The 15,681-nt window shown below is 45.1% G+C and carries 21 protein-coding genes and 1 riboswitch; of the genes, 6 read left to right on the top strand and 15 right to left on the bottom strand.

Features of this window, described 5'->3' with window-relative positions; translation table 11 throughout:
• The first annotated feature begins 1 nt into the window (after window position 1).
• The 3 genes from Q0785_RS15465 to mnhG are packed head-to-tail and all read left to right on the top strand — an operon-like array spanning window position 2 to window position 1,126.
• Entirely contained in the window at window positions 2-481 is a 480-nt protein-coding gene (locus Q0785_RS15465) for a Na+/H+ antiporter subunit E (RefSeq protein WP_298831826.1), read from the top strand.
• Window positions 478-759: a Na(+)/H(+) antiporter subunit F1 gene (locus Q0785_RS15470; RefSeq protein ID WP_298831829.1), complete on the top strand. Its 282-nt coding sequence runs from the start codon at window positions 478-480 to the stop codon at window positions 757-759. The genes Q0785_RS15465 and Q0785_RS15470 overlap by 4 nt, the downstream gene beginning before the upstream one ends.
• Before the next feature lie 19 nt (window positions 760-778).
• Window positions 779-1,126 carry a monovalent cation/H(+) antiporter subunit G gene (gene mnhG / locus Q0785_RS15475; protein ID WP_298832305.1) on the top strand — a complete coding sequence of 116 codons (348 nt, stop codon included), beginning with the start codon at window positions 779-781 and terminating at the stop codon, window positions 1,124-1,126.
• 39 nt (window positions 1,127-1,165) lie between these two features.
• On the opposite strand, the gene Q0785_RS15480 is transcribed toward mnhG, so the two are convergent.
• Window positions 1,166-2,659, bottom strand: coding sequence for a leucyl aminopeptidase (locus Q0785_RS15480; protein WP_298831832.1), 1,494 nt, complete (start codon window positions 2,657-2,659; stop codon window positions 1,166-1,168).
• Window positions 2,660-2,809: 150 nt separating this feature from the next.
• Here Q0785_RS15480 and Q0785_RS15485 point away from each other — a divergent pair, with 150 nt between their 5' ends.
• Window positions 2,810-3,283 carry a divergent PAP2 family protein gene (locus Q0785_RS15485; RefSeq protein WP_298831835.1) on the top strand — a complete coding sequence of 158 codons (474 nt, stop codon included), beginning with the start codon at window positions 2,810-2,812 and terminating at the stop codon, window positions 3,281-3,283.
• Window positions 3,284-3,479: 196 nt separating this feature from the next.
• Here Q0785_RS15485 and Q0785_RS15490 read toward each other — a convergent pair whose 3' ends face one another.
• The 6 genes from Q0785_RS15490 to Q0785_RS15515 form a co-directional block, all read right to left on the bottom strand.
• A complete protein-coding gene (locus tag Q0785_RS15490; RefSeq protein WP_223641948.1) occupies window positions 3,480-3,809 on the bottom strand; it encodes a YuiB family protein in 330 nt (109 codons plus the stop codon).
• A 292-nt stretch (window positions 3,810-4,101) separates the two neighbouring features.
• Entirely contained in the window at window positions 4,102-4,227 is a 126-nt protein-coding gene (locus Q0785_RS15495) for a YuiA family protein (RefSeq protein WP_223641946.1), read from the bottom strand.
• A gap of 141 nt (window positions 4,228-4,368) precedes the next feature.
• Window positions 4,369-4,866 (bottom strand): NUDIX hydrolase, encoded by a 498-nt coding sequence (locus Q0785_RS15500; protein ID WP_298831840.1) that lies wholly within the window; start codon window positions 4,864-4,866, stop codon window positions 4,369-4,371.
• A 138-nt stretch (window positions 4,867-5,004) separates the two neighbouring features.
• Window positions 5,005-6,219 carry an NAD(P)/FAD-dependent oxidoreductase gene (locus Q0785_RS15505; protein WP_298832308.1) on the bottom strand — a complete coding sequence of 405 codons (1,215 nt, stop codon included), beginning with the start codon at window positions 6,217-6,219 and terminating at the stop codon, window positions 5,005-5,007.
• Window positions 6,220-6,395: 176 nt separating this feature from the next.
• Window positions 6,396-6,758 (bottom strand): iron-sulfur cluster assembly accessory protein, encoded by a 363-nt coding sequence (locus tag Q0785_RS15510; protein WP_223641942.1) that lies wholly within the window; start codon window positions 6,756-6,758, stop codon window positions 6,396-6,398.
• 194 nt (window positions 6,759-6,952) lie between these two features.
• Window positions 6,953-7,189 carry a NifU family protein gene (locus Q0785_RS15515; RefSeq protein WP_142828952.1) on the bottom strand — a complete coding sequence of 79 codons (237 nt, stop codon included), beginning with the start codon at window positions 7,187-7,189 and terminating at the stop codon, window positions 6,953-6,955.
• An 83-nt stretch (window positions 7,190-7,272) separates the two neighbouring features.
• Here Q0785_RS15515 and Q0785_RS15520 point away from each other — a divergent pair, with 83 nt between their 5' ends.
• On the top strand, window positions 7,273-7,599 hold the full coding sequence (locus tag Q0785_RS15520) for a YuzD family protein (RefSeq protein WP_298831847.1): 327 nt from the start codon (window positions 7,273-7,275) through the stop codon (window positions 7,597-7,599).
• Window positions 7,600-7,632: 33 nt separating this feature from the next.
• Here the strand turns inward: Q0785_RS15520 and Q0785_RS15525 are convergent, their stop codons facing one another.
• Window positions 7,633-8,700 carry an NAD(P)/FAD-dependent oxidoreductase gene (locus Q0785_RS15525; protein ID WP_298831850.1) on the bottom strand — a complete coding sequence of 356 codons (1,068 nt, stop codon included), beginning with the start codon at window positions 8,698-8,700 and terminating at the stop codon, window positions 7,633-7,635.
• A gap of 152 nt (window positions 8,701-8,852) precedes the next feature.
• On the opposite strand from Q0785_RS15525, the gene Q0785_RS15530 reads away from it, so the two are divergent.
• The gene (locus Q0785_RS15530; protein ID WP_223641936.1) at window positions 8,853-9,089 is read left to right on the top strand and encodes a YuzB family protein; all 237 of its coding nucleotides are present in this window, start codon (window positions 8,853-8,855) and stop codon (window positions 9,087-9,089) included.
• A gap of 130 nt (window positions 9,090-9,219) precedes the next feature.
• Here Q0785_RS15530 and Q0785_RS15535 read toward each other — a convergent pair whose 3' ends face one another.
• The 7 genes from Q0785_RS15535 to Q0785_RS15565 form a co-directional block, all read right to left on the bottom strand.
• A complete protein-coding gene (locus Q0785_RS15535; protein WP_298831855.1) occupies window positions 9,220-9,993 on the bottom strand; it encodes a TIGR01457 family HAD-type hydrolase in 774 nt (257 codons plus the stop codon).
• Window positions 9,983-10,438, bottom strand: a complete 456-nt coding sequence (locus tag Q0785_RS15540) for a DUF86 domain-containing protein (protein ID WP_298831858.1) — start codon at window positions 10,436-10,438, stop codon at window positions 9,983-9,985. The genes Q0785_RS15535 and Q0785_RS15540 overlap by 11 nt, the downstream gene beginning before the upstream one ends.
• Before the next feature lie 83 nt (window positions 10,439-10,521).
• Window positions 10,522-10,848 (bottom strand): YutD-like domain-containing protein, encoded by a 327-nt coding sequence (locus tag Q0785_RS15545; RefSeq protein ID WP_223641929.1) that lies wholly within the window; start codon window positions 10,846-10,848, stop codon window positions 10,522-10,524.
• Window positions 10,849-10,863: 15 nt separating this feature from the next.
• Window positions 10,864-11,787: a lipoyl synthase gene (gene lipA, locus Q0785_RS15550; protein WP_223641927.1), complete on the bottom strand. Its 924-nt coding sequence runs from the start codon at window positions 11,785-11,787 to the stop codon at window positions 10,864-10,866.
• A gap of 143 nt (window positions 11,788-11,930) precedes the next feature.
• Window positions 11,931-12,062 carry a methionine/alanine import family NSS transporter small subunit gene (locus Q0785_RS15555; RefSeq protein ID WP_223641911.1) on the bottom strand — a complete coding sequence of 44 codons (132 nt, stop codon included), beginning with the start codon at window positions 12,060-12,062 and terminating at the stop codon, window positions 11,931-11,933.
• A gap of 15 nt (window positions 12,063-12,077) precedes the next feature.
• Complete coding sequence (locus tag Q0785_RS15560) at window positions 12,078-13,598, bottom strand: sodium-dependent transporter (RefSeq protein ID WP_298831866.1); 1,521 nt, start codon at window positions 13,596-13,598, stop codon at window positions 12,078-12,080.
• A 196-nt stretch (window positions 13,599-13,794) separates the two neighbouring features.
• Window positions 13,795-15,369 (bottom strand): Na+/H+ antiporter NhaC family protein, encoded by a 1,575-nt coding sequence (locus Q0785_RS15565; protein WP_298831869.1) that lies wholly within the window; start codon window positions 15,367-15,369, stop codon window positions 13,795-13,797.
• Window positions 15,370-15,476: 107 nt separating this feature from the next.
• Window positions 15,477-15,658, bottom strand: a riboswitch (Lysine riboswitch).
• Between the last annotated feature and the right edge of the window lie 23 nt (window positions 15,659-15,681).

A 15,681-nucleotide genomic window follows, 5' to 3' on the forward strand; every position in this document is an offset into this window, starting at 1 on the left:
TATGGCTTTACAAATCTTATTGAATTTCTTCCTGGCCTTTGTCTGGATGTTCATGACCGTTTCCTTCAGCCCCGCAGGATTCGCCATCGGCTTCCTGGTCGGCCTCGGCATCATCATCCTGATGCGCCGTTTCTTTTCTTATCGACTTTATACTTCGCGGGCATGGGCAATCATTTATCTGATCCTACTGTTCCTTAAAGAGCTTTTCTTGTCGAGCATCCAGGTTCTGCGGATCGTCCTTAAACCGAACATGAACTTGAAGCCCGCTATTTTCGAACTGGAAACCGAGCTGAAAGAGGATTGGGAAATTACCCTCTTGTCCGCTCTGATCACGTTGACGCCTGGAACGCTGGTTGTCGGCATTTCAAACGATCAGAAAAGGCTCTATATCCATGCGCTCGACTTTGAAGACATCGATGATGCTGTCAGTTCGATCAAAGACACGTTCGAGCGTGCCATTCTGGAGGTGAGCCGCCCATGATGATGTTTTACTGGATTTCACTTATCATCGTCAGCATAGGATTTACCGGACTGCTGTTCCGGCTCGTCAAAGGACCGACAATTGCCGATCGTGTAGTTGCACTCGACGCCATCGGGATTTCGTTGGTATCGATCGTTGCCCTGTTGTCCTTAATCATCGAGACTGAGTTTTTTCTCGAAATCATCTTGTTATTGAGCATCTTGTCATTCATCGGGACCATTGCTTTTGCAAAATTCCTTGAGAGAGGAGAGATTTTCGATCGAGACAACAATCGTTAACATCCTCATCATCCTATTAATGAGCACAGGGGTTCTTTTCAGCCTTGTCACGGCCTTGGGGCTTATTCGCCTGCCCGATGTCTATACGCGTACCCATGCGGCCTCTAAGAGCTCGACGCTTGGAGTTCTCTGTGTACTGTTGGCCGCCTTCATCCACTTTTGGCTGATCGAAGGCATCTTCAATACACAGATGATCATCGCCATCGTATTCCTGTTCATCACCGCACCCGTTGGGGGACATTTGATTGGACGGGCAGCCTATATGTCCGGCATCAAAGTCGCCGAGGAAACAGTGCGTGACGACATGGAAGGTGCGTTAAAAGAACAAAAGAAAAAATTGATGGACAATAAAACCACTGAACAATAAAAAAACCTGCAGACACATTGTCTGCAGGTTTTTTTCATTCTATTGTTCGTCCGCCATCTTCTCAACCAGCATCGCCAATGTTCGGACCATGGCACCAGTCCCGCCTTTAGGCCCCAAATCATGAGGGCCGTCCGCATCGGAGGTACCGGCAATATCCAAGTGAATCCATGGTGTGTCACCGGCAAATTCACCGACAAATCCACCGCCGAAAATCATATGGCCATCACGGCCTGGTGAATTGTTCAAATCAGCGACTTCACTTTTCCGGATGCGTTTCTTATCGCTTTCCGTCAATGGCAAGCGCCAGACAAATTCCCCGCTTTCCACAGAAGCTTCAAGGAAGGATTCGAAAAACGCCTCATCATTAGTCAAAGCCCCGGTTTTGTCTTTGCCTAAAGCCACAATGACGCCGCCGGTCAACGTCGCGATGTCCACAACATTGGTTGCTCCCAACTGCTTCGCGTAGCTGACACAGTCGGCCAGCACCAAACGGCCTTCAGCATCAGTGTTCAGGATTTCAATCGTTTTTCCACTCATGGAAATTATGACGTCATCCGGCTTAAAAGCGTTTCCGGAAATCATATTGTCTGTCGAGCCGATAACTGCCAGCACGTTTTTCTCCGGCTGCAGTTCGCCGATAATTCTCATAGCGCCCAGCACAGCAGCGGCTCCTCCCATATCGCCCTTCATGCCTACAATGCCGTCCTTCGGCTTGATCGAGTAACCTCCAGTGTCGAAGGTGACTCCTTTACCGACAAGCGCCAACGGGTCTTCAAAGCCTTCTGTCGCTTTGTACTTCAAGACAATCAGGCGCGGCTCTTCGACAGAGCCCTGGTTGACTGCAAGAATTGCGCCCATACCCAGTTCTTCAAGCTCCGCTTTCCCTAAGATATCCGTTTCAAAGCCATAGGTTTCGCCAAGTTCACGTGCATATTCCCCCATTGCAGTTGCAGTTAGAATATTTGCCGGCATATTGACAAGTGTCCGGGCTTCATTGACGGACTGACCGAAAACAGAGCCGACGATCGCTGCCGATTCGACATCCTCTGCTGCCTCTTCTGCCAATAAAGTCAGAGACTCCAGTTTCACCTGCGTCTCGTTGGACGTAGTCTTGTAATCGTCAAAGCGGTAGCCGCCCATCGTGATGCCTTCTGCAGCCAAAAAAGCGACATCCTCTGACGTGATTCTGTCATTTTCAAACGACTCCATGTAGATTGCTGCATGCTTCACTTTCTTCTTCGCCAATTCTTTGCCTGCCAATCCGAAGCAGGAGCGAAGGTTTTCCTCGGTCAATTTTTTACGGTCATCTAACCCGATGAACAAGACCCGTGGAATATCTCCGGAAAGTGTTGGATAGGTAATCAGTGATTTTAAATCGAATGATAGGTCCTGCTTGATCCAGCTTTCCAGTTTGCCTTCAAAACGCTGGGCGAATTCGCCCCACCCTTTGCTGTTTTCCGGATGCCGGCTTAGGCCGACAATGAGGATTTCAGCTGTGCTTTCCTGTGAATGCTGTTGTAGGTTGATTTGCATATAACCCCTCCTTTAGTCTGTTCTCTTTAAGTGTAGCATTTAATCCGAAGTTCGAGTAGTTCGGGTGACGAAGGAATATGTAAGCATGGAAAATTTACCGTCTATGTTATACTATGGGGGCATATTTAGACAGAAAGGCTGTGGCCCCGTATGGAAATTTTCTCTAACCTTCCTCTTATGATTGCCCTGTTCGCGATCGTATTTGCCCAATTCGTCAAAATCCCCATCCAGTATGCCGTAACACGTGAGCTCGACTGGAAGCTTTTTTCATCGACCGGCGGCATGCCAAGTTCACATTCAGCAGCGGTCACTTCTTTAACGACTGCCGTAGCTTTTGAACATGGTGTTTCCTCCACAATATTCGCGGTCTCGACGATGTTTGCCGTTATTACAATGTATGATGCCACCGGTGTCCGTTTTCAGGCAGGCCAGCAAGCCTTGACCATCAACAAGATGCGCCAGGACATCTATCTCTTTATGGATGAAACCAGAAAATGGCCGAAGAAAAAGGAAGAAGAAAAGATCCAGGAACTGAAGACCCTACTTGGCCACAAGCCGAGTGAAGTTTTTATGGGGGCTTTAACAGGTATAGCCATTTCCTTTATTTTTTACGGTATGCTGTGAGAAAAGCGCAAGCAGCCATGTAGCTCCGACAAGCGCTGGAAGACTTGCCGGTAATGGCGTTCCTTGCCATTGCTGGTAAGTCTGAAGCGACTCGAGGGGCTGGCTGCTGGAGTCTGGACAACAAAGAAAGGCACAGATGGCCTGATAAAAAAAGTTAAAAAAACGCCGACCCGGATGACCGGATCGGCGTTTTTCATTAAAACATCTGATAACCCATTTTGCGAAGGATTTTCATGACAAAACCTGATGTGATAGCACCAGCCCAGCCAGCAAGCAAGACGGCGATATCACTGCCTGTCATGGAAGTAATGGTGTCCCCCAACATCGAGAAGGATTCCCCAGGATTCGTGAAATAATCGAAAACGCCTACATCATCCACTACCAATAAGATAACGACCGGATAAACCACAGCCATCAGCCAAGTCATCCGAAGCAACATATTCAATAAAAAACCGATTCCGAAAAACATAACATAAAAAAGCAACATGGAAATAATCAATTGCACAATCGTGAATGAACTGTTCATGAACTCTAACCTCCGTTATTCCTTCCATCAGTTTACCCGAAAAAACAAAGGCTTTCAATCCAGCAGAACAGAGTTCATCGCTTTGTCACTTATACTAGAAAAGCGGAGACGGCCGTTCAGCTCCGACAGGCATAAGACGGTCTGGCGAAGCAGCATTTTTTCAGCTGCACAGCCAGAGTGGCTTATGTCCCGAGGAGTTGGCCGTTGGAGCTGGACACATGGAAAAGCGGAGCCAGCCGAACAAAAAGAAGCAATCGGCATGACTTAATCCGATTGCTTCTAACTTATTAACTTATTTTTTCCCCGAACCCGAACAGCAGGAGCACGTTTCTGAACCGCCCAGTCGCAATTGAAAATATCCTTGTCCTGAGCAATAAGGGCATTGATTGACGTTTTTAACCTTTTTGAAGATCGTCATCCGAAACACCTCCTTTTGTTCTTGTTTGTAATATTCTGATAATATAGCATATGACCCTTTTGAGTGCAACTGAAAAGAAAGAAATGTAAACGGTAACAAGCGCTTTTTTCTGTTATTTACTCTTTATTTCTTTTTAATCCTCTATTTTTTAAAAAACAGTTTGTATGCGGAATAGCCGAAGAGTTTGCCGGGATCTACATCCTCGATCGCCTCCAACCCTTCTTCCAGAACATAAGAAGCCATTTCATGCAGCATGACGGAAGCTTCTGTATCGCTTGATAAGTCTGCCGGCGACACCCAGTCCGCCAAATACAGTTCAGATAATTGCGCAACAATGGGTTGCTCTTCGCTCTCTGCCTTCAATAAGAAAATCGCCATATTGTCGCTGATTTCTTCGCGGATGACTCCTGAACGAAAACCGATCATTCCCTTCAGCTCACAGTCAATCCCGGTTTCTTCTTTTACTTCCCTTAGAACCGCCTCGTCAATCGTTTCAAAACCTTGTACAAATCCAGCGGGCAGCGACCACTTCCCATGCAAGCCGCCATACCTTTTTTTGACCACCAGCCATTGCCCTTTGGAGTTCACCACCAGCCCAGCTGCTCCCAACCAAACATTTCCACGTTTCGTATTTGCCACCACCATATCCCCCTTTTAAAACAGACAAGCCTCCAGCAAATGCACCGGAGGCTTGAATGGTAAATTATGAAGCGATTTAATATATCGTACTGAAGCTATCAAAAAAGCTCCCCGCTAAGGGAGCTTGGTTCATCCAGCTTACAGAACGTTGAATTTACCTTTTTTCAATACCAGCATAGGTCCGCCGATCATGAGCAATGCACGATTATCGATCATTTTCTTCATGAATGACGCTCGTTTGCCTGTAACTTTCTTACCGAAAACAACACCGATAGCATCATCATCACCAAGGGAGCAAACCGTTCCTTTGAGGTCAGGAACAAATTCAATAGTTGTTTCCTCATTAATCAATGCTTTTAAGTTCTTCGCAACGCTTTCACCCTGTTGCATAGCGATCTGTGCAGTTGGTGGGTACGGGCGATTCGTTTCTTCGTTGATCATCAATGCACAGTCACCGATAATGAAAACATCATCGTATCCTGGAGCACGTAAATCATTTTCGACTTTCACGCGGGCACGCATGTTTTCGATCGGAGTCGCTTCAATCAATCGGTTGCCGCGTACGCCTGCAGCCCAAACGACTGTACCAGCTTTGATGAATTCAAACTCATCATCGCCTTTTTTGATTTTAACGCCTTCTGGAGTCGCTTCAACAACCGGTGTACCGATGGAGAATTCGATTCCTTTAGACTCTAAATGGCCCACTGCATAGTTGACAAGCTCCGGATCGAAGCCAGGCAATACCATTGGTGCAGCTTCCACACAAACAACCCGAACTTTTTCACGTGGCACATCAAACTCTTTACACAGTTCAGGTACACGGTTAGCTAATTCCCCAAGGAATTCGATTCCAGTGAATCCAGCTCCACCGACGATAATTGTCAGACGGCTGTCATCTTTTACTGGTTCTGCAGACCATGTAGCAAATTGGAATTCAATGTGCTCACGGATATAACGTGCAGCTTTTACGTTCGCAATTGACAAGGCATATTTGTCGAGGCCTTCAATGCCGAAAGTCTCGCCTTCAAAGCCTAGTGCAATGACAATATAATCGTATGTAAATTCGCCATTGTCTGTAGTGACTTTCTTGCCGACTACATCGATTGCTTCAACAGTTGCTTGCACAAATTTCACTTTAACGCTGTCGATAACGTCTTTAATATCGTAACGCACCTGTTCAGGAAGCAAAGTTCCTGCTGCTGCTTCATGCAGCCATGTGCTTTCATAATGGTATTCGTTTTTATTGATCAATGTAATGTCCGCAGCATCTGTGCCAAGAACTTTTTGCAGGTTCACTACAGTAGTCAATCCACCATAACCTGCTCCTAATACTAATATTGACGGTCTTTTCAATACAATCGCAACCACCTTCAAGTCATTTTTTAATCGATTATCGACAAAGCGGTAAAACCTTGACGCACCGATAAACATCTACACTCTATATTAGACCTTATACCATATGATTTCAACCGGTTATTGCGTTTATCGCAGACTTATCCACAACAAAAAAGCCGGTTTGTGACCGACTTTTAACAATTCTCTGGAGTTCCTGCTTTTTTGGCGGTACGGAATGAAGTTCCACAGCCACATGAAGCGATGGCATTCGGATTTTCAATCGTAAAGCCGCCTCCCATCAATGACTGTTTATAGTCAACGACTGTCCCTTTTAAAATCGGAGCATCTTCTTTCGCGATAAGTATCGGGACTCCGAACTGCTCGTAAAGATCATCTTCTTCACCTTTAGATTGTTCAAATCCCATACCATATGTTAAACCGCTGCATCCACCGCCTTTTACAGCAACACGCAAGAAGGATCCTTCCTCCTCGTTATGGCGCATCATCTCTTTTACCTGGAATGAGGCTGCTTCTGTAATTTCAACTACTTCTGTCAATTCAATCACCATCCTTATCATTTATCATAGCAATCATTTCCACTATTATTCAAGTCGTCCACCTTCGAACAGCCAGGTAAAGTGAAATATTTAATTTGGAGCTGCATCATCCTGGTTACTCCATAAAATCTAATGTTATAGCACGAGTACGTTTACTTTATACAGAAAAAGGGACCTTAAAAGGTCCCTTGGCATTAAAATACTTGTTCTACTTCTACTATACCAGGAACTTCTTCCACTAACGCACGTTCAATCCCTGCTTTTAATGTAATTGTCGAGCTTGGGCAGCTTCCGCATGCACCGAGCAGACGAAGTTTTACGATACCATCTTCTACATCAACAAGTTCACAGTCTCCCCCGTCACGCAAAAGGAATGGACGTAATTTATCTAAGACTTCCATTACTTGATCTTCAATCAAAGCTTCAGTCATTTATATCGACTCCTTTCATTATAATCATTATAATGTGATTAGAAAGAAAAAGCCACTAATGAATTCACAGGAGGTTCAAAATTATGCAGAAAGAAGTATCCATTGAAGTCTACGGAACCGATGTAATCTGTGCTAGTTGTGTCAATGCACCCTCTTCAATCGACACATATGAATGGCTGGAAGCCGCCATCTCAAGGAAATACAAGGATCAGCCATTTTCAATTACCTATATCGACATTGAGAAATCTCTCACACTTGAGCACCAGAAAGACTATGCGCAGCGTATATTGGACGACGAATTCTTTTATCCGCTGGTATTGGTCGAAGGAGAAGTTGTCGGTGAAGGCTACGTACAATTGAAACCAGTCTACCGTGAACTTGAAAAGCATGGATTTGCAGAAGTAAAATAAGAAAAAGCGCTCTTAATTGAGCGCTTTTTCTTATTATCCGTTATGCCATTTATACATCCATAATACGCCTGATTTCATCAGACGGGCAATGCGGCCTGTAACGGTACGATCCGCCAAATAAGCGAAGCCTTGCTTTTTGCCAAGAGAACCAAGGAAACCTTTCAGCTTGATCTCCGGCATGGTTTCAGGCAATTCCTCGCCTTTCCATGTGGATTTCAATACTTTGACGATCTGTTCTGCCTGTTCTTCCGCCAACTGTGCAGAAGGCGCCATCGGCAATGCCGCACAATCTCCCACTACATAAACATGCTCGTCGTTCGGCAATTGATGGTATTGGTTGATGACCACACGTCCGCTGGCATCACTTTCAAGACCTAGATCACGCACTGGCTTGACCGGTTGGATACCTGCTGTCCAAACAACAGCATCCACTGAAATCGTCTCTTCGTGGTTATGGAGCATATTCGGCTCCACTTGTGTGATATTGGAATTCGAGACCACGTCGACATTATGATTTTCAAACCATTTTTTGACGAAGTTACTCAAGCGCTCTGGAAAGTCACGAAGGATCCGGGGGCTTCGGTCAAACAGCTTGATTTTCAAATCACTGCGGCTTTCCCGCAATTCGCTGGCAAGTTCAATTCCGCTGAGCCCTGCTCCCACTACGCCTACCACCGCACCTGAAGGCAAGCCAAGCAGAGCCTGATAAGTAGCACGTGATTTGCCGATTGTCTGGATGCTGTAAGTAAACTCATCCGCTCCCGGTACATTGTGATATTTGTCTTCACAACCCAAGCCGATCACTAAATCGTCGTATGCAATGCGGTCACCATTCTCCATGAAAATACATTTTTCCTGAAGCCCGATTTCCAGTATTTCACCGTTTACGACCGTTAACCGCTCATGCTCAGGGAAAGGAACGCGGACTTCCTGGTCCGACTCTGTACCGGCTGCCAAAGCATAGAATTCTGTCTTCATGCTGTGGAAGGGCGTACGGTCAATTAAAATAATTTCGACATCTTGTGGAAGGCTGGTTGGCAACAAACGAAGCAAAATCCGCATATTCCCGTAACCGCCACCAAGTAAGACTAATTTTCGCATAAAAATCTCCTTTAACTTTCATCTGTCTCATCAATTTCTCACATATGAGTATAGCTGATTGTGATAACTTTCACAATGCTTTCGCTAGAAATCAATTAATTGACTCCAGCCTCGAAAAAAGGTAGGATTTCGTTGTAGTGAGGTGACTTAGAATGAAACCGATTGTTGAATTTTGCATCAGTAATATCGCCAATGGCGCACAGGATTCTTTTGAAAAACTCGAACGGGACCCAAATCTTGATGTTTTGGAATACGGCTGTTTAAGCTATTGCACAAAATGTTCCGAGTCTCTTTATGCCTTGGTAAATGGAGAAATCGTTGAAGCGGAATCCCCTGAAGAGCTGACAAAAAAAGTCTATGAATTCATAGAGGAAAACCCCTTATTTTAAGCCGTTGAAAAACGGCTTTTTTTGCTGTCCGGAGAATAGACAGCTCTATAGCCTGTTGATAACACGAAGCCCAGCAAGACGATTTTTTGTCGTTCTGCCGGGCTTTGTTGTTTCACATGCCTGCCTCTATTTATAATTCCCAAAATCCAAGGTTTTCAATCGCGAAGCTCGGAGGATGCTCTTTTTCCAATACGGTTTCCATCCGGCTGACACCCGTGTTGACATGGATCGTGTCGATTCCAAAGCGGATTCCCGCTTGGATATCCGTATCGTAATTGTCCCCGATCATCACCATCTCGCTCTTCTGAAATCCGGACTCGTGCTGGATCGCTTCCAGCATATGAATTTCAGGCTTACCGATATAGACGGGATCTACGTCTGTCGAAGCGGACACCAATGTGGTAAACGCCCCGTTGCCTGGCAAAAATCCTTTTTCAGAAGGAAAAGCCAAGTCCTGGTTAGTCGATAAGAAGACGGCACCTTTTCGGATCTCCAGACAGGCAGTCGCCAATTTATCGTAGGTGATATTCCGGTCGATTCCCATCAACACGATCCCTGCCTCCTTCTCTACTCGTTTAAGTCCTTCCTGGTGCAGCGCCTGATCCAGCCCATCAGATCCTATCATGTAGACTGTGCGTCCCGGATACCAGCGGTTGATGTATTTTGCAGCGGCAATTGCTGAAGACATGATGCGTTCTCTTTTTGCTGTGATTCCGAAACCAGCCATCTTCTCCTGCAATTGCTGCTGGGTCATCGAAGCATTATTGGTGATGAAAAAAGGGTCAATCCCTTTTTTCTGGAGACGTCCGATAAATTCAGCCGCCTCTTCAACTGCTTCAGTTCCCCGATAAACTGTCCCATCCAAATCCAGGCAATAGGCTCGATATTCTTTTCTAGTTGCCATCGTTCGCTTCCGGTATAAATGCCGAAACCGGTCCTAACTCGTGAACTAGATAATGCTCAACTTTTGGTCCGAATGCCTTCAACGACTCCAGATTCTCATCGATTGCATTTGTAATTGCCTGGTGATCCACTTTCATAAATTCCCGAACCAACATTTTCCGCAATGCAATAACTTGTTTCAGCGGTTGATCCATTTCTTCTGTAATCACTTTTTCATCCACTAAAATATCGATGATGTCATCATAGCTTCCAGGGTCGCGCATGATGAAACCGTCAATCATCGAGTTCCCGACATCGATCATCGATTCGATAAGGTTCGCACCTGCACGCTCCAGTGCAAGCTGCTCCCCAACTGTTGTCCACTGCTCGTTGCTTTCGTAAAATTCCAATAAGGAATTCATGTACTGAATCGTTTCAGTTATTTTGCTGCGGTCAATAAAATACATAAAAAAACCCTCCAATAGGCGTTTGAAAATCTTTCATTACTTCCTTTATCATATCATAATGCACGAAAAAAACCCCCGGCGGATTAAACATCCGCTTCGGGGGCCTGCTCTTCTATTACTTCAATCGGAGGTGCTGCTTTACCGACTTTCTTTATGACAAAATAAGCACAGCCAAAATTGCAGTATTCATAAAGGTAGTCCTGTAATGTGCTGATTTTTGTATCGTAAGTCGCTTTATGGTTAGTATCTTCAAAAAAGCCTTTTAACCGCAGTTGTCCATAGCCCCAATCTCCCAAAATATAATCATATTTGGATAAGATTTCGCTGAAACGCGCGGTTATTGCCTCCTCTTGGAAGCCTTCCCGGTAATCGATTAATATGTCATAATTCCACTGATCCAATGTGATCACTTATCTCACCATCCATTAGCTGTTTATAGCAGCTGCTTGCTCTTCTCCGAGGCGCTGGCGCTCTTTCGCAGCTGCATTGACTTGCTCATCCGCATGATAGCTGCTTCGGACTAGAGGGCCTGCCTGGCAATGCGAGAATCCTTTAGTCATCGCAATTTCCCAGAATTCCTTAAATTCCTTCGGCGAATAATATTTTTGTACGTTCAAATGTTTTTTAGAAGGCTGGAGGTATTGGCCAATTGTCATAATATCGACATCATTTGCACGCAGGTCATCCATAACTTCAATAATCTCTTCTTTCGTTTCGCCTAAACCGATCATCAGAGAAGATTTCGTCGGAATTTCCGGATGCAGCTCTTTCGAACGCTTCAAAAGCTCAAGTGAACGATCGTATTTAGCGCGTGCTCTTACTCTTGGAGTCAAGCGACGGACTGTTTCGATATTGTGATTCAAAATATCCGGTTTTGCATCCATCAACCGTTCCAGATTTTCGTAGATTCCACCCATATCAGACGGAAGGACTTCAACAGTTGTAAACGGATTGGCGCGTTTGATCGCCCGGATGGTTTCGGCAAAGACCGCTGAACCCCCGTCTTTCAAATCGTCCCTCGCTACCGCAGTGATGACTGCATGTTTCAGGTTCATCATTTTTACAGAAGCCGCCACGCGTTCCGGTTCCTGGAGATCCAATTCATTCGGCAATCCTGTTTTTACTGCACAAAAACGGCAGGCTCTCGTACAAACAGCGCCGAGAATCATAAATGTAGCAGTTCTCCGAGTGCCCCAGCATTCATGGATATTCGGACATTTCGCTTCTTCACAAACCGTATTGAGATTGTTTTCCCGCATCATTTTTTTTAAATCCGTATAGTTTTCATTGGTGTTGAGTTTAATCTTTAACCAATCGGGCTTTCTGAGATGTTCCTGCTTTGTTGACACGCACATCGTCCCCTATCTATCTGATTTATGTATGGAATCCGGTTCTGTTCCAAATGTATCATATAAACCTACTCCTCACAAGTTCCCCTATAGCTTTAAAAACATGAAAAAGCCCGGAAACTTGAGGTTTCCGGGCTTGTAAATTATACGTTATCTGCAGCGTCTCTTGCTTTGTTCTTTTTGCTGCTGCTGATTGCATGAATGATGCTGGCAGCTAAGCCGCCCCAAATGATGACCATACCGATAATCATTACTACAATTGAACTCATAGTCATATGAAGCTCCTCCTTTTAATTGCGTTCGTCGTATTCTCCCTGCTCTTTATGCCATTTCCCAAGAGAGATGATAATTCCGAAGATCAGTGCAGCTGCAGCTACTGCCACACCGCCTGATAAAGTGAACATATCAGAATATCCTTCATAGTTTCCGGTTTCTGTATCAAACTCTTTCAGGATATTGAGTCTAAGCAACCCGAACATCATGTAGCCTAAAACGATTGGCGTGATGATTCCCAGACTGAACTTCCACCAAGCACCCAAGTGGATGTCTGAGATTTCGTTGGCATGTCCCTTGAGAAGATCCGCTTTACGGAATACCCAGATGACCAGCACAACTTCCACAAGACCGATCGCGGCAACACCGAATTGGTTGATGAAGTAATCCGCAAGATCCAAGAAGTACAAACCACCCTGTGTAGCAAATAGAATGGAAATCAAAGCCGCAATACCGCCTCCGAAAAGCACTGCCTTTTTACGGGAAATACCAAACTTCTCAGAGAATCCAGCAACATAGGTTTCCGTAATTGAAATCAGTGATGTCAATCCGGCCAGCGTTAAAGACAAGAAGAACAAGAATCCGAACAAGCCGTTAAAGCCGGGAAACTCATTGATGATCTGTGGGAAAACCACAAATGCTAATCCTACACCAGCTGTAGCAACGTCACCGACCGCCACTCCCTGTTGAGAGGCCATAAAACCAAGGGCGGCAAAAATACCGATACCGGCAAGCAGCTCAAAACTCGAGTTGGCAAATCCAGTGATGAATGCGTTGTTCGTGATATCCGACTTTTTAGGCAGATAACTGGAGTAAGTGATCATGATGGCAAAAGCTACAGACAAACTGAAGAAAATATGCCCATAGGCTGCCACCCAAACCGATGGATCCATTATAGCTTCGAAATTCGGCTGGAAGAACGCTTCCAATCCTACTAAAGCTCCATCTAATGTAACAGCCCGAACCACTACTGCGAAGAAAATGATCAGTAAGGTCGGTATGAAAATGCGGTTAGCCATTTCGATACCTTTTTTGACTCCAGCAAGCAGGATTCCTAATGTAATGATCCATACCAGAGCCAAAGGAATAAATACACCCCACACAATTCCGCCAGTTTGTCCTGGTTGAACTGTCAGCTGAAGAAATTCATTGAACAAGAAGTCCTGTGTATCTGTACCCCATGCCTGGTTGAATGAGAATATAGTATAGCGCATTGCCCAGGCGATAATAACAGCATAGTATACAGATATGACAAAGGACACGAAAACGGCCCACCATCCAAGCCATTCCAATTTCTTTCCGCCCATTCTGAAGAATGATAACGGTGCTGAGCCACGGTACTTATGGCCAATGGTAAATTCAAGTATTAGAATCGGTATCCCTGCAGTCAATAATGCAAAAAGATACGGTATGAAAAATGCACCCCCGCCATTTTCATACGCAACATATGGAAAACGCCAAATGTTCCCTAAACCTACTGCAGAGCCGACGGCAGCCATAATAAAGCCGGCACGTGTACCCCATTGCGAACGTTCCATCTCTCTTCCCCCTTTGTTTTCTCCCATTTTATTTACATAAAAATAGGAATTTTGAATGTTTTCAGATTATTAGTTAATCTAAAAATAGTATACCGAGCAGTCCCCTCAAAGTAAAGATGAATTCGCGATATATTTCAAAAAAACTATTGCGACAAAAGTAAAAAGGCAGAGAATTAGCTTCTCTGCCTTGTTTTCTTTATGCATTTTGTTGTTTTTCAATAATAGTTGTCCGTTGTGACCAGACGAGGAACAGCACTGCAAGTACCACTAAGACTACGCCTAAAGAAATCAGCAAGGAACCAGTGAAACCTATGACTATATACCCTATAGAAGCAATTCCAGCAGCCGTTAAAGCATAAGGGATCTGTGTCAACACGTGATCCATATGATTGCTTCCGGCTCCTGTTGATGACAGGATCGTCGTATCGGAAATCGGTGAACAATGATCTCCAAAGACAGCACCGGCCAGAACAGCTGATAAAGCAGGCAACAGCAATGATGGTTCCGCTTCGATCATGATTGTCCCAGCAATCGGCAAAAGGATACCGAATGATCCCCATGATGTTCCTGTAGAGAACGCCATAACACCAGCTAAGACAAATAATAGCACCGGCAGAATGGCTGTAGGAACGTTACCTTCAGAAACCACTCCAGCCAAATACGTACCCGTTTCGAGCGATCCGATCAAAGAAGTCAGCGACCAGGCAAATATCAAAATCAGCACTGCGCCCATCATTGATTTAATGCCTGCCCAAATACCTTTACCGATCCAACCGGCATTGGCTTTTTTATTGCTCTTGATTTGCATCGCATAAAGGATAATCGAAGTCAGTGCCCCTAATATCCCTCCGGCCAATAAAGAAGCAGGTACATCGGTATTTTCGAAAATCAGCCAGATATCGAATACTTGTCCGGCATTTTGATAGCCAGTCCAAATCATCGCACCTACCGTTCCGATAATCAACAAAAGAATCGGAAGCAACAAGTCTCTCATATGTCCGTGAGTATGCGACGGAAAATCTTCTTTCATTTCACCGGGGATCGTTTTTTCAGGATCAAAAAGCTGTCCTTTGGTGATCGCCAACACTTCGTGTTTCTTCATCTCTCCAAAATCGACATCACGTATAGCGACAAAGAAGACGATAGCCAATGAAGCGACAACATAGAAGTTCATTGGTGCCATCCAAAGAAAAGCTTCCAGCGCGGAATATTCCACGAAGGTCTGGCCGGCTAAGATGGTTGCAATGATACCGATGATGGCAGCACCCCAGCTCGATACTGGAGAGACCACACAGACCGGTGCAGCAGTCGAATCGATGAAGTATGCAAGTTTCGCACGTGATACTTTGTAACGGTCCGTAATCGGACGCGCTACTTGCCCGACTGCGAGTGCATTGAAATAGTCATCGATGAAGATGGCCATGCCCAAAACCACTGTCAGAACTTTTGCTCCTCTGCGGGACTTAATGCGTGTAGAAGCCCATTCAGCAAAAGCATGGCTTCCTCCCGACAGGCTGACGAATGCTGTAATGATGCCCAGCAATAACAGAAAAAGAATGATAAAGACATTATAGGCGTTAAAGCCTCCGTCCCAAAAAATGATAGCGAATGATGTGACTAGCTCCTGCAAGGCTGCAATTGGTGCAAACCATGTCAGAATTACTGCTGCCGCAACAATACCCGTACCGAGCGATAACAATACGCGGCGAGTCAGCAACACCATTACGATGGCGATGATCGGCGGCAAAATCGAAAAAATCGTATTCTCCATGAATCTTCCTCCTAGTTTTTGATGGGTGAAAAATGAGAAAAAAAAAGCCGACCTCTCCAGTTGGATAAGTCAGCCTTCTACAATTCGTCTGTGCGGTAAACATCAAACAACCCTGTAGCTCTCCATTTTAGCTTGCGCTTAAATGACAGTGACATTCTTGTTCAGAATGACCCCAATCCATTTCCTTAGACCTCGGAAAATGAATTTCGGCAAAACTCCCTTTCAGATGCGTTCAACGCGGTCAAACTCGCGCATCCTACTGATCAGTTCTGCAGCCTCTACCCACCAATATATATTTCTTTGTTAGCATAG

It is taken from the genome of uncultured Planococcus sp. (genome assembly GCF_947501725.1).
Classification (GTDB): Bacteria; Bacillota; Bacilli; order Bacillales_A; family Planococcaceae; genus Planococcus; species Planococcus donghaensis_C.